The 20,462-nt window shown below is 67.0% G+C and carries 23 protein-coding genes, 1 tRNA gene and 1 pseudogene; 21 read left to right on the plus strand and 4 right to left on the minus strand.

The features are described 5' to 3' along the window. Positions 1–66: 66 nt before the first annotated feature. Positions 67–336 (minus strand): hypothetical protein, encoded by a 270-nt coding sequence (locus AB0B39_RS03255; protein WP_234585444.1) that lies wholly within the window; start codon positions 334–336, stop codon positions 67–69. 185 nt (positions 337–521) lie between these two features. Here AB0B39_RS03255 and AB0B39_RS03260 point away from each other — a divergent pair, with 185 nt between their 5' ends. The 3 genes from AB0B39_RS03260 to AB0B39_RS03270 all read left to right on the plus strand — a co-directional run bounded on the left by AB0B39_RS03260 (position 522) and on the right by AB0B39_RS03270 (position 3,107). After that, a complete protein-coding gene (locus AB0B39_RS03260) occupies positions 522–1,178 on the plus strand; it encodes a 4'-phosphopantetheinyl transferase superfamily protein (RefSeq protein WP_357573357.1) in 657 nt (218 codons plus the stop codon). 141 nt (positions 1,179–1,319) lie between these two features. After that, complete coding sequence (locus AB0B39_RS03265) at positions 1,320–2,222, plus strand: hypothetical protein (RefSeq protein ID WP_357490662.1); 903 nt, start codon at positions 1,320–1,322, stop codon at positions 2,220–2,222. 186 nt (positions 2,223–2,408) lie between these two features. Then, complete coding sequence (locus AB0B39_RS03270) at positions 2,409–3,107, plus strand: hypothetical protein (protein WP_357573358.1); 699 nt, start codon at positions 2,409–2,411, stop codon at positions 3,105–3,107. Here AB0B39_RS03270 and AB0B39_RS03275 read toward each other — a convergent pair. Both AB0B39_RS03275 and AB0B39_RS03280 read right to left on the minus strand, forming a co-directional pair. Beyond that, positions 3,104–3,646: a hypothetical protein gene (locus AB0B39_RS03275; RefSeq protein WP_357573359.1), complete on the minus strand. Its 543-nt coding sequence runs from the start codon at positions 3,644–3,646 to the stop codon at positions 3,104–3,106. The two genes, AB0B39_RS03270 and AB0B39_RS03275, sit on opposite strands and share 4 nt — an antisense overlap. 113 nt (positions 3,647–3,759) lie before the next feature. After that, on the minus strand, positions 3,760–4,410 hold the full coding sequence (locus AB0B39_RS03280; protein WP_357573360.1) for a VTT domain-containing protein: 651 nt from the start codon (positions 4,408–4,410) through the stop codon (positions 3,760–3,762). Between the two features lie 556 nt (positions 4,411–4,966). On the opposite strand from AB0B39_RS03280, the gene AB0B39_RS03285 reads away from it, so the two are divergent. The 18 genes and pseudogenes from AB0B39_RS03285 (at position 4,967) to AB0B39_RS03370 (ending at position 20,091) form a co-directional block, all read left to right on the plus strand. Continuing rightward, positions 4,967–6,364, plus strand: a complete 1,398-nt coding sequence (locus AB0B39_RS03285; RefSeq protein ID WP_357573361.1) for a pentapeptide repeat-containing protein — start codon at positions 4,967–4,969, stop codon at positions 6,362–6,364. Between the two features lie 173 nt (positions 6,365–6,537). Continuing rightward, positions 6,538–7,167: a hypothetical protein gene (locus AB0B39_RS03290; protein WP_357573362.1), complete on the plus strand. Its 630-nt coding sequence runs from the start codon at positions 6,538–6,540 to the stop codon at positions 7,165–7,167. A gap of 692 nt (positions 7,168–7,859) precedes the next feature. Next, complete coding sequence (locus AB0B39_RS03295) at positions 7,860–8,783, plus strand: hypothetical protein (protein WP_357573363.1); 924 nt, start codon at positions 7,860–7,862, stop codon at positions 8,781–8,783. Positions 8,784–9,156: 373 nt separating this feature from the next. Further along, positions 9,157–9,474, plus strand: coding sequence for an antibiotic biosynthesis monooxygenase (locus tag AB0B39_RS03300; RefSeq protein WP_357573364.1), 318 nt, complete (start codon positions 9,157–9,159; stop codon positions 9,472–9,474). Continuing rightward, positions 9,467–9,652: pseudogene (locus tag AB0B39_RS03305) on the plus strand (helix-turn-helix transcriptional regulator); the annotation flags it as partial. The gene AB0B39_RS03300 and the pseudogene AB0B39_RS03305, both read left to right, overlap by 8 nt. Then, complete coding sequence (locus AB0B39_RS03310) at positions 9,653–10,663, plus strand: hypothetical protein (protein WP_357573794.1); 1,011 nt, start codon at positions 9,653–9,655, stop codon at positions 10,661–10,663. A 186-nt stretch (positions 10,664–10,849) separates the two neighbouring features. Continuing rightward, entirely contained in the window at positions 10,850–11,182 is a 333-nt protein-coding gene (locus AB0B39_RS03315; RefSeq protein WP_357573365.1) for a hypothetical protein, read from the plus strand. Between the two features lie 121 nt (positions 11,183–11,303). Further along, complete coding sequence (locus AB0B39_RS03320; RefSeq protein WP_357573366.1) at positions 11,304–12,236, plus strand: hypothetical protein; 933 nt, start codon at positions 11,304–11,306, stop codon at positions 12,234–12,236. 110 nt (positions 12,237–12,346) lie between these two features. Continuing rightward, positions 12,347–13,225, plus strand: coding sequence for an FtsK/SpoIIIE domain-containing protein (locus AB0B39_RS03325; RefSeq protein WP_357573367.1), 879 nt, complete (start codon positions 12,347–12,349; stop codon positions 13,223–13,225). After that, positions 13,222–13,407, plus strand: coding sequence for a hypothetical protein (locus tag AB0B39_RS03330; RefSeq protein WP_357573368.1), 186 nt, complete (start codon positions 13,222–13,224; stop codon positions 13,405–13,407). Before AB0B39_RS03325 ends, AB0B39_RS03330 begins: the two co-directional genes overlap by 4 nt. Positions 13,408–13,491: 84 nt before the next feature. Next, entirely contained in the window at positions 13,492–14,007 is a 516-nt protein-coding gene (locus tag AB0B39_RS03335) for a hypothetical protein (RefSeq protein WP_357573369.1), read from the plus strand. Continuing rightward, positions 14,004–14,426: a hypothetical protein gene (locus AB0B39_RS03340; RefSeq protein WP_357573370.1), complete on the plus strand. Its 423-nt coding sequence runs from the start codon at positions 14,004–14,006 to the stop codon at positions 14,424–14,426. The genes AB0B39_RS03335 and AB0B39_RS03340 overlap by 4 nt, the downstream gene beginning before the upstream one ends. Positions 14,427–15,199: 773 nt before the next feature. Next, positions 15,200–15,532 carry an RRQRL motif-containing zinc-binding protein gene (locus AB0B39_RS03345; RefSeq protein WP_357573770.1) on the plus strand — a complete coding sequence of 111 codons (333 nt, stop codon included), beginning with the start codon at positions 15,200–15,202 and terminating at the stop codon, positions 15,530–15,532. 16 nt (positions 15,533–15,548) lie between these two features. Then, the gene (locus tag AB0B39_RS03350; protein WP_357573371.1) at positions 15,549–15,842 is read left to right on the plus strand and encodes a hypothetical protein; all 294 of its coding nucleotides are present in this window, start codon (positions 15,549–15,551) and stop codon (positions 15,840–15,842) included. Further along, positions 15,839–16,762 carry a hypothetical protein gene (locus AB0B39_RS03355; RefSeq protein ID WP_357573372.1) on the plus strand — a complete coding sequence of 308 codons (924 nt, stop codon included), beginning with the start codon at positions 15,839–15,841 and terminating at the stop codon, positions 16,760–16,762. The genes AB0B39_RS03350 and AB0B39_RS03355 overlap by 4 nt, the downstream gene beginning before the upstream one ends. Next, a complete protein-coding gene (locus AB0B39_RS03360; protein WP_357573373.1) occupies positions 16,759–18,348 on the plus strand; it encodes a replication initiator in 1,590 nt (529 codons plus the stop codon). The genes AB0B39_RS03355 and AB0B39_RS03360 overlap by 4 nt, the downstream gene beginning before the upstream one ends. A gap of 290 nt (positions 18,349–18,638) precedes the next feature. Further along, the gene (locus tag AB0B39_RS03365) at positions 18,639–18,833 is read left to right on the plus strand and encodes a helix-turn-helix domain-containing protein (protein ID WP_357573374.1); all 195 of its coding nucleotides are present in this window, start codon (positions 18,639–18,641) and stop codon (positions 18,831–18,833) included. A 1-nt stretch (position 18,834) separates the two neighbouring features. Next, on the plus strand, positions 18,835–20,091 hold the full coding sequence (locus AB0B39_RS03370) for a tyrosine-type recombinase/integrase (protein ID WP_357573375.1): 1,257 nt from the start codon (positions 18,835–18,837) through the stop codon (positions 20,089–20,091). A 62-nt stretch (positions 20,092–20,153) separates the two neighbouring features. Here the strand turns inward: AB0B39_RS03370 and AB0B39_RS03375 are convergent. After that, positions 20,154–20,230: transfer RNA gene (locus AB0B39_RS03375), tRNA-Ala, on the minus strand. Positions 20,231–20,462 lie beyond the last annotated feature (232 nt).

Consider the following 20,462-nt stretch of genomic DNA (forward strand, 5'->3'; position numbering starts at 1 on the left):
GCCGACCCCCACCCCCCCGGCCCCCGGGGGCCCCCCCCCCCCGGGGGGGGGGGCCCACCGGCGGGCTCAGCGACGTCTCGCGCCGCGTGGCAGCCAGCCGATGAACCGATCCTGCAACGACATCACCGGGGCCGCTCGCAGGTCCTCGGCGGCGGCGGCGAGACACGAGCCCAGGTAGACGCTGAGCATGGCCCGATCATCCCCGTACTCCGCGATCAGCCGGCTGCGCTTCGTCGCGCACGGCCACTCGTCGCCGCAGGAGCCGCAGCTCCAGCCCGGGGTCGTCGGTGCGTGGTCGTCGGCCCGACCCCCCGGCGGTTCGGTGCCATCGCTCATCGCAGGTCCTCTCCAGATGTTCGCGGGACTGGCCAGCTATTGATGGTGGTCCCCCCGGAGCCATCTTGGAGGGCGCGACGCGTCCCTCCGGTGTTACATCTTTGCGGTACCTTCTCCCGTCGTGGGAGTCGGAAATCTGACGGTCGAACAGATGACCCTTCGCTACCGGACGGTAGGTGACGGCGGTGCGTGACCTCCTGCCTCCGACGGTCGCCGTGGCGGTCGCCGCTCCCGACGACTGGACCGGGGAACTCCTCACCGCCGAACAGGCGTGCCTCGGTGAACGGGCGGTGCAGACCCGTCGACGGGACTTCACCGCCGGCCGGGTGTGCGCCCGTCGGGCGATGGCCGACCTCGGCCTGCCGGCGGTGGCCGTGCCGGCCGCCGCCGACCGCGCGCCGATCTGGCCCGCCGGGGTGGTCGGCACCATCACCCACACCACCGGCTACTGCGCCGCCGCCGCGGCGCGCGCCACCGACCTGCGATCGGTAGGCATGGACGCCGAACGGCACCGCGAGATCAATGCGGGGGTACGCCGACTCGTGCTGCTGCCCGAGGAGGAGGAGAGCCTCGCGCGGCTACCCTCCGACACCTTCTGGCCCGTGGTGCTGTTCAGCGCCAAGGAGACCGTCTACAAGGTCTGGCACCCCGTCGTCGGAAGCTGGCTGGACTTTCACGACGCCCGTTTGGACATCGACCCGGAGGCCGGCACGTTCACCGCCCGGATCGCACCGGCGCGGGTGGACGCGGCGGAGGTCGCCGATCCCCCGAGCACGATCACCGGCCGGTTCGTGGTCGCCGACGGCCTGATCCGCACCGCCGCCGTCCTCACTCTCCGCTGACCCCGGCACCGTCCATGCTGGCCGGTCCGTCGACGACTCGCGGACGGTGGGACACGAGCCGGCGCGGCGACCGGCGGATCGGCGACGCACGGTAGCGTCGGCGGGTTCCCGAACCGCACGTACGACGCGTCAAGGAGTACGGTGACCCACCCCCAGCCCCCCGCCGGGCCGCAGGACCCTCAGCAGCCGAACCTGGAGCCGCCGACGCAACCGTTCGCGGCGACACCGCAGCCGCAGCAGTCCGCCGCCGACCCGACGGTCCCGCAGGCGCCGATGCCGCCCAACCCGTGGTCGGCAGCGGCGAACCCGCCGCAGCCACCGTTCTCCGGCGGCGCGTACCCGCAGGCCGGCGGCGCCTACCCGCAGGCCGGCGCTGGGGCCTACCCACCGCCGGGTGTGCCGGGCTACCCGCTCATGCCGCCGTCGCCCGTGCAGACGAACAAATCGAAGAAGACAGTGGTGGCCATCGCGGTGACCGCGGCCGTGCTCACCCTGCTGTGCTGCGCGGGCGGCATCGTGGCGGTGGTCATCGGCGCGAACCGCGCCGCGAACGAGGTGACCGACGCGCTGCCCACCCCGGGAGTGACCCGTGGCGTCGGGCAGCCACCGGCCACCGCGCCGTCGCCCCGGGCGTCCACCGACGGCGAAACCCGGAACATGTCCGCCGGGGAGACCCTGGTCATCGACGACAACGGCGGCACCGTCGAGATCACCGTGACGAAGTTCAGCACCGCCACCAAACCCTGCACCTCGTACGGCCTCAAGCCCGACGAGGGCATGTACGTGATCGCCGACGTGACGGTGGCGGTCACCAAGGGCACCGCCTCGGCGAACCCGCTCTACTTCCAGTGGGTCGCCGCCGACGGCACGGAGACCAACGCGATCGCCGGCGCCTTCTCCGGCTGCGGCAAACCGATGCCGGCCGCCAACGACCTGACCGCCGGCACCAGGCGCACCGGCAGCGTCGTGTTCGACGTGCACGACACCGCGGGAGTGCTGGAGTACCAGCACAAGTTTGCGACCGCCGGCTCCTGGAAGCCGTGACGTGCAGTGGGGCCGGCCCGATTGATCGGACCGGCCCCACGCCCCCGTTTGTCGCGCGCTCAGCAGCCCGTCTAGCGGACCGGAGTCACCCGGTCGTCAGGTACTGGTTGTTGTTCTCCCCGACCCGCAGGGCGGCGCCGGCGACGAATCTTGCCCGAGGTGCGGCGTGGTTGGAGGATGAGGCTGGTGAGGACCGATCGGCCGCCCTCGGGGCCTTCGCTGGACTATCACCTGGTCCTGCCCGCGCCGGGCGACCATGGGGCGGAGGGCCTCCTCGTCGAGGAGTTCACCCGGCACGACGACTTCACCACGACAGGGCTGCACAGCGTGGGTTGGACGCCGAACGCCGGTTGGTGGAGTTCCGCCCCGCTGAGTCGCGGCCTGCGCACCGATCCGGCAGTGCTCGCCCGGGTTGTTCCCATCGCACGCGTCGACGCCGCAGCCGCCTACCGTCGCCTCGGAGGTGGGCACCTGCCCGCCGAGGCGGTCCTGCGCACGCACTTTCGTGACCATCAGGCCTTCGCGGCCGCCCCGCCCCTGCGGCTCGGCCCGACGCAGCCACCAGAGGGCTTCCAGGAGCGACGCGTGTACCGCGTCCTCTTCGCCAAGGACCTCCGCGCGGATCAGGTGGCGACCCTGAGGGCCGCCTGGCGGACGACGGACGGCGGCACTGCCGGGTCCGCCGCCAGCGGCCACCACGAGAGAGGCGGCCACCAGTTCTCGTGGGACCTGCGACGGGTCGGCCACACCCTCGCCTGGGCTCTTGACGTGACAGTCCTGATGGGAACCGGCGCGGCAGGGGCGGTGCGCTCGACCCTGACCGACCTGACGCACCTGCTGCGGCGGCACGGCCTGATCGCCGTGACCACCGAACGCTTCTGCTAGCTGTTCAAGAGGTGGAAGAAGAGCGTGTGGTGCTCCACATCGAGGAACACGGCGCTCAGCTCCGCGACGTGACTTCCCACGCTGTACGACGAGCTGTACTGCCACCGTGGCTTGTCGGGCAGATACGACGCGAGCGCCGGCCATACATCCGCCGGGCTGTTGGACAGAGGCAGCTCATCCGGGTCCAGAGTGGCGTAGGGCACGAAGTCGTACTGGTCCGCCAGCACCCGCGCATCCTCCGGGCGCAGGTTGACCACGCCCTGGTACGCCCAGTCAGTCGGCCCCGGTCCAAACGAACAGGGGTTGCTCAACGGCCGCACCTGCCAGTGGATCTCCGGATCCGTGCCGACGCCCGGCAGGTCCGCCGGTGGGTCCCACGCATCGGTGCGCACCTTCGCCTGCGAAGCGTTCACCGACTCCTGGCAGGTACGTCGGTCGGCCGCGTCCTTCTGGACCAGGAGGAACCCGGCTCCGGCGCACACGATGGCCACCACCGGGATCGTCCAGGCCGCCGCGATCACGAGCTTGCGCAGGTTCACGGACGAGAGCGTAGGTGGAGCACCGACGATCGGGTGCCCGCGGGACGGGCGAACCTGGTGTCCATGGCCAGCGGCACGGTCACGGACAGCCTGTCCGCCGACAGCCTCGATCGTCAGCGACCGTCACTGGGCTTCGCCGGTTCCCGCGCCGCCCGCTCGCGGCGCGCAGCCCGCCGGCCACCCCAGATCCGTGCCACGATCACCAGCGCCACCACCGCGAGCAGCACCTCCCCGCCCAGGCCGAGCCGCCGCTCCAGCAGCCCGTACGAGGCGCCAGCCAGGTAACCGAGCACCGCCACCGCCGCTGCCCACAGCGCCCCGCCGGCAACGTTGGCGACCGTGAACGTACGCCGCGGTATGCCGCTCATGCCCGCCAGACCCGGCACCAGCGCCCGCAGCGCGGCCGCCCAGCGGCCGAACACCACCGCGGCGGCGCCCCGCCGACGGATCAGGTCGAACGCACGGCGCACTTCACCAGATCGAACGAACCGGCGTGGCGCCCGGTTCAGCAACCGGCGGCCGTAACGACGGCCAACCAGAAAACCCACCTGGTCACCGAGCACCGCCCCGGCCAGTGCCACAACCACCACCGCCCACAGCGGCAGCCTCCCGGAGTGGGCGACGACTCCGCCGACCAGCACGGCCACCTCCCCCGGCACCACCAGGCCGAGGAAGGTCGACGCCTCCAGCGCCGGGAGGAGGAACGCCAGGACGAGCACCAGGACGGGTGGCAGCGCCACCAACACGTTGAGCACCCGATCCATCCGGCAATTGTCACCTAATAGCCGAGTTGTGCCGCCCAGTGCCGCGGTATGGGGCTCTGCCCGGCGGACAAACGACGGACAAATGATCAAGGGCGAGTTCCCCGTCATCCGAGAACCCGCCCTGACCTGCTGTTTCTTGGTGGAGCTGAGGGGATTTGAACCCCTTACACCTCCGTCTTCGATAGATCATCTGCTATCGGACGGATCGTCGGGCTGGCCTGCGCAACCGTCGCCAACACCTCTCGACGTTTGACACGGCTTTTCGGTCCCGGTTGTGCCGGATCTGTGCCCGATGATCTTCGATCCCGGCGCGACCTTTGACCCCCAGAGATTGGCAACGTGGTTCGGTTCGGCGCTGACCGCTGGCCGGCGGTCGGGTTGTGGTCACCATGGTTCCGCTCGGTGTCGTCGGTTGCTGTACTTCGCTGCTGTACCTACTTGAGCCGGGCCCTCCCCACTGACAGCGAGACGGCCAAGCCCGGCGCTTGCGGCGGACCGTTACCCTCACCCATGGCTGGCGCTGGGCGGCAGACATTACGGCGCTAGGAGGCGAAGCTTGTTGTCGTCGTTCATTTCCTGGGTCCAAGAAATCTGGAACCAGGGAGCCGCAAGCAAGTTTAACGTGATCGCCTTGTCGGCAATGTCTTACATCCTCGCAGTAAAGCTAATCAAGTTCACAAGCAACACTATCGCCACGTTAAGCGCAAGGCGACGCGGGCAATATCGTGCGGCCGCACAACGACGCCTCCTCGACTACAAGCCCCGGCACTTCTTGCCAACATATTTAGGAGTTATCGCTTTAGGCGGTCTCGGATCCTGGGTTACATACAATGTGATTCTCCGAGTCCTGCAGACGAGCAACCGAACTCAAACTCTCACTCCAACCGCACAACTCGAAGTCATCAAGACGTCCCTTACGGTTGTCGCCGGAATCGGGGCCGGGACAGGCATTTACGTCGCCTACCGGAAACAGCGGGCCGAAGAAGTCAATGCGGTGCGCGGACAGGATGAGACCTATCATGAGCGATTCAGTGAATCGACTCAAAAGCTGAACGATCCGACAGATATTGTCCGAAGCTCCAGCTTGTCCATACTTATCGAGCTGGCAACAGTGTGGAGATCGGGTCGACAACGATGTGTTGACGTGATTTGCCAGTACCTTCGCCAAGCGGTCCAGCAGGACCTGATGTCTGGCCTAGACCACACCGCCGCACTCCACCGAGTGCTGGAGAGTGCACGTGGGCGGTACCGTTCGAGCGGATGGGATGGCTCAACACTTAACCTATCCGGCACACCCATACCTGGTGCCAACCTGACCGGCGTCCGCCTTAATGAAGCGACGTTCGAAGGCTGCACATTCACCGGGACGGCAGACTTCGACCAAGCAATATTTTACGGCAGAGTCTCATTTCGCGATGCTGTCTTCGAAGAGCATGCGTCGTTTATCAACGCAATCTTCCTGGACGAATGCGACTTTCATGGCGCCAGGTTCCTGGGCGGAGCCAGCTTCTATGGGGCAGTTTTCCGTGAGCGGGCATCCTTCTCCGAGGCATCCTTTCAGGTATATCGCAGCCCGTTACTCTTTTGCAGCACACGGTTCGGGCGCACAACATTCTTCGAATCAGCTGATTTTACCGGAACCGCTCTGCACGTTGGACTTTCGAGTGCTCACAGCCTCGCCCACTTAATCTTCTCCGAAGCAGTATTTATCGGCGATTTGGGCCTCGATGACGCATCATTCAAAATCTCGTGGAGACCGGATCAGCCGGAAGATTCAGCTCCCAACGGTCTCGAAGCAAAGGCCGACTGGGAGCTAGGCCAAATTAGGCGGGCAGTGCGAAGTAATTTCGCGTGGCGGCGTCCGGATCTCGTACTGGTGGCTGCAAAAAGAGTAACGACCGCCGGACCAAAGGTTGCGGCAGCCCGAGCGACGGAACATTCGCTCTATGGCTAAAGGTTCAGGCCGCTGTCGGGGCGGCTTCCCAGGTCGACCCACTCCCCCACCGACCCCGGCCTTCGAACACGATGGCTGCTTGCCCCAGAGATCGGCCAACGGGGCGGGTGAGCAACCGGGCGTGATCACTCGCTCGAAACAATGCTTGCCTAGAGGTTGGAGGATGGCACGCCGTGGTTGAAGCGTCGGCGACATCGGGGCTGGCTCAGCTGGCATCAACAACACAGCAACAAACACTGACGAGCATCTGGACCGGTCCAGCGCTCACCTTGGTCGGGTCCATCCTCACTGCTGCGTCACTCCTGATCGCCGCTCTTACGTATCGCCACGGCAGGAAGGAAGCGCGCCGTTCGCAAGCTCTAGCGGTCGCAGCTTGGGTCGAGCCAGCAGAGGAGCCTGTCGAAGCCCTCCGGCTTGTGGTGAAGAACGGCAGCGAGCTACCAGTCTACGAAGTGGTCATTCACTGCCACGGGGTAATCAACAGTGTCGCCTACGACGTGATTCCTCCGGAGAGCGAACGCGTATACGTAAAGCCCCTTGGAGAGATTCAGATTCGGCGACTCTTGGAAGGATTTGGCCTGGTCGGGAACTATCGCCCACCTCAGCCGTCAGTGCGGTTCCGTGATACAAGCGGGAGGCGCTGGTCACGACTTGAGGACGGCACCTTGAAAAGGTGCTCGTGGGAGGCTCACATGAATGACTGGATCAAGGCATGCGCCTGGCAGCGTCGTTCGATTGCCGAACAACTCAAGTCACGCGACGTGATTAAACAGCAGCCGGCAGAAGACTCAGCATCAACATAGCCGCCTCGCCTTCCCTGCCATCCCGTCGGCCTTCGTCCGCACCTTGGTGGAGTGGGTGGGGCCTGCTCGGTCAAGGTGGAGCACCCCACTGTCTGAACGACCTTGACCGGGCAGGCCCCACCTGCTCGGCTCTGCCCGGACGGAGGTTGTCGGGATGGCGCCAACCATCCCAGAGCGCCTGAGCGCCCCGCCGGAGGCACGCCCTGGTCCTCGCCTTCAACATCGAAGCCCCGGATCTGCCACTCATCATGGCGGCCCGGGGCTCCTTCGTATGTCGCGCCGCCGGCGGGGCTGCAACCGTTCGGGGTGCGCCCGTGCGCTTGCGCTAAGGGCGCGGGGCCCCGAGCGGCGACCCGGTTTGGGTCGGCCCCTGGTCGGCGGCGCGAGCGGCCTGCGAAGCGGGCCGCCTTGATCTCGTACAGAAATTCATCACACTGGCAACGATCACCTACGGATCTTTGCCGCCGGGCTAGTGCCGAGGATGCTCCTCGCATGATGCCGCTAGATGCGCTGCCTTTGCTTTGCATACGCAGACGGCCCTTAACGGCTGAGGGAAACGGTGGGAGAATCTACGCATGCCCCGAGACCAAGCCGCAGCCATACACTCCCCGGTCACCACCCACCCCACTCCCCCTGGCGGAGGTGCAGAGTCACAACTCGTGAGGTCGGCTGCCGGGTGGATAAGGGAGGCGATGAACGCCTGGACGGCGGACGACTATGGAAAGGTAGCCGTTCTCGCACCACTCGCGGTCGAGCACCTAGGGAAGGCTGCCCTATGGCAGAAGAACCCTGTTCTTGTCGTGCCCCTAGCCCCCGAGCACGAAGCCTCCCTTCTCAGCCTCGCAACCCAGCCCGATCTCGCGTCTCCGAAGCTCCGAACGATTGGTCTGTCGATCGTCCTTCGCCGTCTAGACCAGCTACTTGGGGGCGGCCTCCCGGTCGAGGGCAAGCGGCGAACTCGCATGGTGGAGGTCCGGAATGGCGCGATGCATGTTGGCTTGCCAGCGGAATCCAGGAACGTCCTGACCGATTGTCTGACTGTCTGTGACGCCCTGCTTGGGTATTTGGGAGAGGACGCCAGCGCATTCTACGGTGACCATCGCGCTAACGTGCTCACTCTCCTCGACGAAAAGCGCACGGAGATAGGGCATCGAGTCGCAGCTAAGCTCGCTAGGGCACGTCGCCGTCTAACAGAACTTGAAGAGCGGCTTGGTGAAGAGATGTTCAAGGAGACCACGAGTCGCCTTGAAGGATTAGCAGCGGATGCGCTGGTAGGAGAAGATTTCGGTGATGGGTTGTGGGGGGTCGATGCGGTTTGCCCTGAGTGCGGCTCGGGAGGCAAGCTGTTTGGCCATGTCGATGGGGAGTACGAAGTCGACTATGACGTGGAGCCGCTAGGCAACGGCCAGTACGATTCCTTCATCGTCGGCGGGTGGGCGTTGCAACTCTCTCCGCAAACCTTCGCTTGCAACGTATGCAAGCTGACCCTCCATGGCCCTGAAGAGCTGGCCGAGGGAAAGTTGCCAGCGTCTAGACATGAAATCCATCTGAGCGATCTGAGTGACGATTTCGATCCGGAATACTTCGCGGAGTCGCAGTACGGAATTCAGGACTGACCGGGCGCAGATTTGCAGTGGGAGCCAGCTAGGCCCGAGTGATGGTCTCTAGGCTGCGGCTAGTTCGGCCCGGTCCCGTCGCGGCACCGCAGCGGCTCCAGCCTCAGCCGTCAGGACCATCGAGCGCCGCAGGAGTTGAGCCATGCGGCCTACCGCAGCTACCGGATGCCCCGAAGCCGGCAGGTTCGTGCGCCGTGAGCCATCGCTAAAGCCTGTCAGTAGGTGCCGCCCGAACCACCACGCAGCGAGGCCAACTGGTCACCGACTAGCCCGTGGAGCCTGATCCGTAATAGAATACGGGTGGCCGCACCAGAGTACGGCTAGAGTTGCGTACGCAAGCCGTAACTCTCGGTTGAGCAGGAAGGGTGGCTACATGTTCGCATTGGTAGTGCGCTTCGATCTGAAAGACGAAGAGAGCGCGAAAGCGTTTGACGCGCTTGTCGCAGAGACAGGGATTGAGATCCGTGCTCGCGAACCAGGGACGCTGATTTATGCGACGCACTCTGTCGAGGGGGAACCTCTTGCCCGAGTCTTCTACGAGTGCTACGCGGACCGAGAAGCATTCGAGGCGCACGAAGTGCAACCTCACGTAATCCGCTTTCATAAGGAGCGCGAACCGTACACGCAGGACGCGCGGGTTGAGTTCCTAACGGTCGGACCTAGCAAGGGCCTCGGTTCACTGAATGCCTGACAGCAACGAGCAAGGCCGGCTTATAGCTACGCGGCGGCAAAAGCGTGGACTTTCTCAACGTGAGTTTGCCGAGATGATCGGGCGGTCTGAGGCTTGGCTTTCCCAGGTTGAGCGTGGGGTACGTTCGATTGACCGAGTCTCCATCTTGGAGCGGATTGCGGGTGCGCTCGGTATCCCGATGTCCGAACTGGCCCCGGGCACTGTGGATACGGAGAGCGCTGAGGTTCCCTCCGCGGCTGCCGCCCTACGCTCGGTGCTAAGTACCAGCTACCTCATGGCCGCGATCCTAGGCAAGGACCGAGAGCTTCCCCTGCCGCAGACAGCCGAGCGAGCCGATCTGTGCTGGACATACGCACACGCCGCCCGTTACGAGGACCTGGCCGAGCTGCTGCGGGGCCTACTGCCGGATCTGGAGAGAGCAACACGATCCGCCAAAGGCGAGGCACGAAAGACGTACCTCACCGAGCTAGCGTCGGTGTATCACGCCCTCTCGGCCGCACTGTCGAAGCTTGGTCAGCATGAGGCGGCCTGGGTCGCAATCGATCGGGCGTTGCTTGTTGCGGAGCAGGTCGGAGACCCGCTGTTGGTCGCCGCTGGAACGTTCCGCCTTGCGCTGGTGTTCCAGGGTGGGCGGCAATTCGAGCAGGTCATAAGCGCTGCCTCGTCGTCTGCGGCAGCGCTTGAGTCCGAGGTATCGGCGGACAAGCCGGCGGCTGTGTCGCTGTTCGGCGCGCTGAATCTGCAACTGGCTGTGGCCTCTGCGCGGATGGGAGATGACCAGAGGGCTCACGAGTATCTCGGAGTAGCGCGAGACGCAGCTCAGCTCCTGGGGGTCGACCGCAACGATTACGAGACCGAGTTTGGCCCCACGAATGTCCAGCTACACGAGGTCGCGGTGGCAGTCGAACTCGGCGACGCCGGTTCTGCGCTCCGGACGGCGGAGCGGATCGACTCGTCCGGCCTATCGTCTGAGCGGCAGGCTCGGCTCCTCATGTACGTGGCACGCGCTTGGACTCAGCGTCGCAGGATCTCTGAGGCGGTCGATGCGCTTGAGAAGGCCGAGGCGCTGACCCCGGAGCAGGTCAAGGGACACCCGGTGGTCGAGACGATGGTTTCCGACCTTGTACGGATGGAGCCCGCCCCGTCTGACCGACTGGCGGCCTTGGCTCGCCGCGTAGGAGTGGCCTAGCTATCGCCACACGTTCCGAGCTGCACCGAAGGGCGTCCCACAGCGGGGCGCCCTTCTTCGTACCAAGATTCCGACCGATGACACGTACTGAAGTACTAGACACGTATTTTTGTACGGGCTAGGCTGATCCCATCGAACACGGGCAATCGCTCAAGGTGAGCGAGCCCCAGTCGGAAGGAGTCAGTCATGGGACGTCTGCTGCTGGACACCTCGCGGGTGTCGTACGAGGTCGCGGTGAACCCGGTTCCGAAGCTGGACCAGACGGGTCAGCAGAAGTTCGACCGGGAGACGAAGCAGCCGATGTGGGCGGTGCAGCTCTACGCCCTGTCAGAGGGAAGCGCGGAGGTCATCAACGTGACGGTGGTCAGCCCGGTGATGCCGGCGGTGGCCGTTCGTCAGCCGGTGGTGCCGATGGACCTGGAGGCGCTGCCCTGGGTCAACGACCGGGACGGCAAGGTCCGCTCGGGTGTCGCGTTCCGGGCGTCGGCGCTGACCGCGATGGAGACCGCCGGCGTCTAGCGGCGGGTGTTCCTGTTCGGCTCCACAGAAGCGAAGAGGTGGACACGGGGTCGCCGTTGATTGGCGTCGTCTGCGACCCCGCGTCCTGTCCAACAAGGTCCCTACCTAGGGAGGACTTGTCGTGTCCAAGTCTAGCCAGAGGTCCCCGTTCGGCTGGTCGAACCGTGGGGGGCAAGTCACTGTCATCGAAGCGCCGGTTGCCCGCTCGTACCGTCGTCGGGCCACTATCGCGTTCTGGGTCACCCTCGGTGTGGTCGGCCTCCTGGCCGCCACGGTGGCCTCTGAGTACATGCACCCGATCCTGGGTGGACTGCTCGGCATCGTCCTCGGCGCGGTGCTCGGCGCGGTGGTGTTCGCGCTGATCGTGGCGTGGCCGGTGCTGCGGGTCTTCTGGCACTGGCTGCCGGAGATCCTGCTGGGCCTGGCCGGCGTCTACGGCTGGACCACGGTGATGCAGTCGACCCCGCTGTGGGGTTCGCTGCTCATCGTCGCCCTGGTCGTCGGCGTCCCCGCCGTGATCGCACCTGTGCGCCGTCGGGTGATGGCCTGGGTGTGGTGCCTGATCGTGCGGCACCGGCTGCGGTTGTGCTTCGCGGCGTTCATCGCCACCAACCGGCACGGTTCACTGCCGCTGATCCTGCCCGCCCGGCCGACCCCGGCCGGCGAGCGGGTCTGGGTGTGGCTGCGCCCCGGTCTGTCCCTGCGGGATTTGGAGCAGGACGGCCAGGTGCAGAAGCTCGCCGTGGCGTGCTGGGCCAACGAGGTCCGCGTCATGCGCGCCGGCCGCAAGTACGCGGCGCTGATCCGCATCGACATCACCCGCCGCGAACCCCTGGCGCACACCATCGTGTCGCCGCTGCCGGACTACGTCCCCACGGACATCCCGGCCAACGCCCCCACCTCACCGGGCATGCCGCCCGTCGGCCTGGACCTGCCCGACGTGCCGGACCAGCCGGTCATCACACCGACCGACACCCCCCGCCAGCGCAAGCCGCGCAACCCCACCACCAACACCGCGAGCCCGAACGGGTTCGACCCCTCCGACTACGCCTAACCACCGGGACGGCGCGGACCACGCACCCCTGACGGGTCAAGCGTCCGCGCCCCACCCAATCCCCCACCCGCTCTGACACGTATGTGTCAACCGACCCCGGGAGCCCCGCTATGGACCTCACGGACACCATCGAACTGCCCCCGCACTCGGAAGCGCCGCAGACGGTGCCGGTCGGCGCGGGCCTGTCCATCTTCGACCCGATCTTCCTCGGCATCGACGAGTTCGGCCACCCGGCCTACCTGCCGATGATCTACCGCAACATCCTCATCGGCGGCGAGCCCGGCGCGGGCAAGTCCAGCCTGTTGAACACCATCGTCGGTCACGCCGCTCTGTGCCCGGACGTGCGGCTCTGCCTGCTCGACGGCAAGCAGGTCGAACTGGGGCTGTGGAAGGACGCCGCCGACGTGTTCGTCGGCCCGGACATGGACCACGCCATCCGCACCCTGCGCCGGGTCCAGACGGTGATGGACAACCGGTACTCGTTCCTGCTGGCCCGGCGTCGCCGGAAGATCGGCCCGAACGACCTGTTCGGTCAGATCCTCGTGGCCTGCGACGAGATCGCCTACTTCTCCGCCACCGCCGGAGACAAGAAGGATCAGGACCTGTTCGCCGCGCTGCTGCGCGACATCGTCGCCCGGGGCCGCGCCGTCGGCATCATCGTCGCCGCCGCGACGCAGCGCCCGTCCTCGGACATCATCCCGCCGTCACTGCGGGACCTGTTCGCGTGGCGGTTCGCCGGCCGCTGCACCAACGACGTGTCTTCGGACATCGTGCTCGGACACGGCTGGTACGCCCGCGGCTTCTCCTCCAACAGCATCGACCCGAACAACCAGGGCGAGGGCTACCTCATCGCCGAAGGCGGCACCCCCAACCGCGTCAAGGCCGCCTACATGACCGACGCTGACATCATCCGCGTCGCCGACTACGCCACCTGGACCCGCCGTCGCTCCGGCCTCGCCGCCACCGCCGATCTGCGGACAGCGGCATGAGCACCACGACCGCGACCCCGACCCGCGTCCTCGACCTCGTGCTCGTCGGGAGCGGCGAGGACATCGCGGCCCTGACCGCCATCGCCCGACACGCGGGCGCCCTGATCTTCCGCTCCGCACCCGCTCTTGTCAGCGACGGCAGGCAGCGGGTGATTCTCCGGCTCCACCTGCACCACCGATAGAAGCGGCCGACGGCCCGGACCAAGCCCTGGAAAGCGAACCCGGACCGCCGACCCAACCACCGCCCACGAAAGGACGTGGCCGCCATGAACCCTACCCAAAAACAGCCCACCACCTCCGGCGCGCTGGCCGACCTGACTCCGGCCGACATCCTGCGCTGCGCCGCCCGCTACCTCGAAATCCGAGGCTGGACCCAGGGCACCTACTTCGACCGCACCGACGAACTGTGGTTCCCGCCCGCCTGCGTCAGCAGCGCCATAGCCATGGCGGTCTTCGGTGACTGCACGCCGGTCCTGCTCAACGCCCAGCAAACCCCGGACGTCGTCGCTTACCGCAACGCCGTCACCGTCCTGGTCGACTTCCTCGACCTACGCGAGACGCCGGCCTCGGACACCGATGCCGATCACATCCTGCCTTTCACCTGGAACGACCACCCGGCCCGCACCGCCGAGCAGGTCATCACGACCCTGCGGGACGCCGCCGACGACTACGACTGGACTCACGCCACCGAAGACGACCTCGAAACCTACGCCGAACACGAGTACAGCCAGGAACGGCTGCCGACCCGTATCGGCTACCTCGTCTGGCGGGCCACCCGATGAGCACCGTCTCCGCTCTGCCGACCGGCAACGTTCACGCCGTCCTCGACCGCGCCGCCCTCTACCTGGGCCGCTACGGCTGGACCCCCACTGGCCTCTACGACGCCCACGACGCCTGCCCCGCGAAGTGCGCCTGTCATCGCACCGGCACCTACCCGGCGTCGATCCTCGGCGCGATCCGGGCCGCCGCCTTCGGCCGCCCCCGCTGGTACCTGACCGGCATCACCGACACCGACCAGCACGCCTACAGCGCCGCCGTCGAGTGGTTCAACACCTACCTCATCGCCATCGGCCACGCCGGCCTGCACGCCCCGGTCTTCGACTGGGAAACCCTGCCCGGCCGCAAACCGGCCGACGTCATCGAGGCGCTGTGCGCCGCCGCCATCGCCTACCGCCGACACGCCATCCGGAGGGCCGCATGAGCACCGCCGCCCACACCCCCGACGTGACACGTACGTGTCAAAACGACATCTCCACCGCCGGCCTCGTCGCCGCCCTGGAAGCCGCCTGGGCCGCGATCCGCGACCAGCACACCGAAGTCCCGGCCGCCGTCCTCGTGGTCGGCTCAGGCTCACCCACCAGACCCAACCAGGGCATGAAGTGGGGCCACTTCGCCGCCCTGCGCTGGCAAGCCGGCGACACCCAGCTCCCCGAAATCCTCATCTCCGGCGAGGGACTGTCCCGCGACCCGGAAGCCGTGTTCACCACGCTCCTGCACGAAGCAACCCACGCCCTCGCCGACGTGCGAGGCATCCAAGACACCTCCCGGCAGGGCCGCTGGCACAACAAGAAATTCGCCACCCTCGCCGCCGAACTCGGCCTGTCCACCACCAAGGACGACAAGCTCGGCTACTCCCCCTGCACCCTCACCGACCTCACCCGCGCCCGCTACAAGGCCACCATCACCGGCCTGACTGAGGCGCTGCGCTTCTACCGCCACCCCGAACCCACGGGCGAGGGCAAGACCCGCACGAACAACAACAACGGCGTCTCGTGCGAATGCGAATGCCCCCGCAAGCTGCGCATCTCCAAAGCCGCCTTCGACGAAGGCCCGATCGTCTGCGCCCTGTGCTCGGCCGCGTTCCTGCCCGAGGACATCGACCGCGACACCTACGAACACCCCACCTTCACCACCGGCAGCACCCCTGCCGACGACGACCACGACCAGGACGACGCCGACGACTCGGAGGACCCGATGGTCTTTTACGACCCGACCGGCGAGCGCTACGGCCTGCCCACCTACCCCTTCAAATTCGCCCCCGACGGGCTACTCACCCGCCGGCAACTGCGCACCCGCAACCTGCGCCCCGGCGGCCAAGACCCCGCCGCCCAAATCATGTGGCGTCGCGGAACGCGCGTCGCCTACCTCTACCGCCTCGACCTCGCGATGCCCAAGCGCACCGCCACCCCCGCCCAACAGGCGGCCATCAACAAGGCGCTTACCGCCCGGCGCACCTGCCCCGACTGCGGCCAGGTCCAGCCCTACTACATCCCCCGCCGAACCGGCACCTGCCTCGACTGCAACTAGCCGAAAGGACACCACCATGTACCGCTACTACGTCTCCTTCGCTTACAGCATCCCGAACGGCATCGACATGGGCAACGTCCAAGTCAACACCGCCACGCCCATCGCCACCTGCGACGACCTCGCCCTCCACCGGGACTACATCACCCGCCAGGGCTACGCCAACGTCATGATCCTGGCGTTCTCCCTCTACGCCGACCCGACCCGCGACGACGACACCTCTCGCCGCAACCCCAACCCCAACCCCAACCGCGACGCCCGTCGCAACCCCCACACCCCGCCTCGGCCCTCCAACCGAGGACGGCGGTCATGACCACAACCAACCTCCGGCCCTCCCGCTGGGCCTACCTCGGCCTCGTCCTCGGCGGACTCGTCTCCGTCGCCGCGAACATCGCCCACTCATTCATCGCCCCCAAGGGCGCACCGCAGAACTGGAACCCGGAACCGGGCGCGGTTGTCTCCGCGATCGTCTGGCCGCTGTTCCTGTTCATCGCCATCGAAATCCTTGCCCGCACCCCCTGGCCGACCGGCTGGGGCTGGGACGTCCTGCGCTGGGTCGGCATGCCGCCCGTCGCCCTGGTCGCCGCGTTCGTTTCCTACCAACACCTGTCCGGGCTCCTGCGTCACTACGACGAAGGAACCCTCGTCATCTGGTTCGGTCCCGTCGCCGTCGATGGCCTGATGCTCATGGCCACCGCCGCTCTCCTCGCCACCAAACACACCAACACCCGGCCGTCGAACCCTGCCCCGGCAACCGTGCCGGCCACCTCCACCCCGGCGTCGTCACCCGACATCCCCGCCCCGGTGAAGGTCCGCCCGGCCGCCGCGACAACCACCACGGCCACCGCACCCGCATCGAAGCGCACCCCGGCGAAGAAGACAGCGGCACCCCGCAAACGCACCACCCCGGCACAGAAGACGACCACCGCACCGAAGACGACCAGCACCACGCCTGAGCCGACCGCACCCGCGCCGACTCCGGTTCCGGACACGACCGCACCCACGAACACGACGACGCCGGTCACGCCCGCCCCGGCAATGCTGTCCAACGCCCGCATCGTCGCCACGGCCCACGAGAAAGCCCACGGTGAACCCATCACCCCCGGCCAACTCGCCGTCCGACTGCGCGTCCCCACCCACACCGCCGCCGACATCCTGACGGCCCTGACCAACCAACCGAGCATTATCAACGACAAGACCCACAACGGCACCGCCGTTGGAGCCACCGCGTGACGTCCTCGACGCTGCCTCTCGCGCCCGAAACCACCACGGTTTCGGGCACGGGAGCCTCCGCTGAGTCCGCCGGCTATTGGCCCTGGGCTACACCCACCACCGGCTCCCGCAACCCCACCGCCGATGGGTGGGTACGCGGGCACGACCCCCGCACCGTCGCCTCCGGGCGCGCCCGCGCTCAAGACCCCGACTACCCCGAATGGCTCGGTCACGTCCGCGCCGCCTCGGCATGCAAGCACCCGATCCGCCTGGCCGGGCAGATCCACGTCAACGACGCCGACGGCAACCGCATGGCCACCGTCGACACCGAGGACATGCCCGACGGCGCGATCTACACCCCCTGCGGCAACCGCCGCGCCGCCGTCTGCCCGTCCTGCGCCGAGCTGTATCGCCGCGACACCTACCACCTCATCAAAGCCGGCCTGCAAGGCGACCGATGGGGACTACCCCCGCTCAACGAGCACATCGCCATCTTCCTCACCGCCACCGCCCCATCGTTCGGGCCGGTGCACCACCGGGTCGTGAAGGTCCACGCTGCCGACTGCCGCAAGAAGGACGGCTGCACCTGCCGATCCTCCGTCTGCCACCCGTTCGGGCGGACCTGCCCTCACGGCCAGGAGCTGCGCTGCGGGCAGCGCCACAAGGCCGCAGATACCAAGCTCGGGCAGCCGTTGTGCTTGAACTGCTACGACCACGTCGGCCAGGTCGTGTGGAACCACGAAGCACCCGAGTTGTGGCGCCGCACCATCCAACAAGCCGACCGGGAACTACGCCGCCTCGGCCGGACCCATGGTGCCGACCTGCGCCGCCGCTACATCAAGGTCTACGAGTTCCAGGTGCGCGGCGTCATCCACTACCACGCCCTCATCCGCCTCGACGGCTACAACCCCGACTGCCCTGAGGCGATCGTCCCGCCGCCGGCGGCCATCACCCGGCAGATGTTCGCCGACGCCGTGGAAGCCGCCTTCCTCAAAACGGCCTACACCTCCGCGTCGCACCCCGCCAACGGCGGGCAGGGCTGGCACATCGCCTGGGGCGACAAGGGCCTAGACCTCAAGCACGTCAACGCACCCGGCCACGAAGTCAACCTCGCCCAGATCACCGGGTACATCGCCAAGTACGTCACCAAGAGCACCGAGGTAACCGGCCTGAGCCTGCGCCGCGTCGATGACCTCTCCGTCGAAATCCACGGCGACTCGGCCACGCACCTCGGCCGGCTGATCCGGGCGTGCTGGGACATCGGAGAGCACCCCGACTACGCCCGGCTTCGCCGCTGGGCGCACCAGTTCGGCTACGGCGGACACATCGCCACCAAGAGCCGCGCCTTCTCCGTCACCCTCGGCTTCCTCCGCTTGCAGCGCACCATCTGGCGACGCACCGAGGGGCACCCGCACACCTGGGACGACGAGCAAACCGAACGCGTCATCTACGAACTCGGCTACCAAGCCACCGGCTGGATCACCACCGGCGACGCCCTGCTCGCCAACACCGCCGCCGCCATGGCCCGCGCACAACACCTCGCCGGCATCGACGCCCTGGCCGACGAACTCGCCGCCGCTCGCGCGGTCCAACCCCTGGCCGCTTGACACGTACGTGTCAACACCAGTGAAGCCGTTCCTTGACAACTCCACAGCGCAAGCAACTACCGCCCTGCCCGCCTGACCCGGAAGGAGCGCCATGCCCACATGCCCTCGCCCGCTGGTCGCGGTCCGACTCATCGGCCCGACCGCCACCGTCACCGCCCACGCCGCGACCATCGCGGCTCAACTCACCGCCCACTACGGCCGCGACCGGGTCACCTGCCGCACCAGCACCCGACCCGCCGGCTACAGCGGCGAAAGCCGCACCTACATCACATCACCCGGAAGGAGCCACGATGACCGCACCTACCCCACTCCCGCTGCCGGACCTCTGGTCCATCAGCGAAACAGCCGCATTCCTGCGCATTCCCGTCGGCACCCTCTACCAATGGCGGCACCGCCGGACCGGCCCGCGTGCCTTCAAGGTCGGCCGGCACCTGCGCTACGACCCCGCCGATGTCCGGGCCTGGCTGGAAGATCAGGCGGCCTGAAATGGCAATCGATGATCTCTGGTATCTGACCAAGCGTGGCCCCAACAAGGAGCGCTTGAAGTCCAAGCGCTACGGGCGCGGTAAACGGTGGCGCTGCCGGTACGTGGACCGCAACGGCGAAACTCGGGAACGACTCTTCGACCGCAAGGCCGACGCAGAAGACTGGGACGCCAAAGCACGAGCCGGAATCGCCGAGGAGACCAGGATCGACCAGGGAGAGCGCCGGCTGACCTTCCAGGACTACGGCGAACGATGGCGACTGTCCCGCCAGATCAGTCAGGCCCTCGACTACCAGCGGCACACCGAATCCCGGTTACGCCACCACCTCTACCCGCACTTCGGGGACCGGGCCATCCGCGCGATCACCGTCACGGACGTCCTGGAGTGGGTCGCCACGCTGCTGCGGAACAACGTCGCCCAATCATCGGTGAAGACGTACTTCGACCTGCTGAACAACATCATGAACTCCGCTGTCGCCGACAAGGTGATCCCCGACAACCCTTGCAAGTCGATCCGGCTGCTCGCGATCCTGCGGGGCTTCTCCCGCGCACCGAAGTGGGTACCGACCGATGACGACGTGCTCGCCCTGGTGGACGTGGTGCCCGACGAGTATCAGGCCGCCATCTGGGCCGGCGGCGGTGAGGGAATGCGACTCGGGGAAGTGCTCGGCCTGGAGGACAGCACCCGGTGCATTGACCCGGGGCGTCAGGAACTGCACGTCGTTCAGCAACTGCGGTTTCACAAGGTCGCCTACGGCGGCTTCTACCTCGCCCCGCCGAAGGCAGGCTCAGTCGGCGATGTCGACCTGGACGACCACGTAGCTGCCGTCTTCGCCCAGCACGTCCGCGTGTACCCGCCCGCTCTGGTCGAGCTGCCCGACATCACTGCCGGCACCCCGGACCCGGGTAGGGAGCCCAAGCGTCGGATGGTGCCGCTGCTGTTCACCGACGGCCAGGGGCGGCCGATTCATGACCAACGGTGGTCGCAGATGTGGCGGACCTGGCGCAATGCGGCCGGCTGGCCCGATGAGGGCACCTTCCACTCCCTGCGGCACTACTTCGCCACCCGCTTGATCACCTCGGGTGCCGATCCCACCGACGTGCAGAACGCGCTACGGCACTCCAGCCTGCGGATCACGCTGGAAACCTACGTCCACTGGTGGCCCAAGAAGGATCGTCGCCGCAACATCATCAGCGGCGCGCTCCGAGACGCGAGCGCCAAACGAAAACGGGGCCCGAAGGCCCCGGAATCTCGCTGATTTGTGCCGGATCTGTGCCCGCCGATCTTGGTCGGCGGGTTTCCCCAGGTAAACCGTCGTGCTGGTGGAGCTGAGGGGATTTGAACCCCTGACCCCCTCGATGCGAACGAGGTGCGCTACCAGTCTGCGCCACAGCCCCCCACCGGCGAACCGGCTTCGGTCCCACCCGGCTTACACCGGGCGGGCCGGCAGCAAGGCTAACAGGTCGCCGGCCTCCACCGCGAATCCGCCCCCGGTGCGGCGCTGACAGCAGTACGGAGATCGACTCGACTTCCCGGAAACCGGGGCATCCCGGACGCCCCGACACCCCGACTTCCAGGAAACCGAGTCGATCAAGCGCCCGCACATCCTTGATCGACTCGACATCGCCG

The organism is Micromonospora sp. NPDC049114 (genome assembly GCF_040648635.1).
Classification (GTDB): domain Bacteria; phylum Actinomycetota; class Actinomycetes; order Mycobacteriales; family Micromonosporaceae; genus Micromonospora.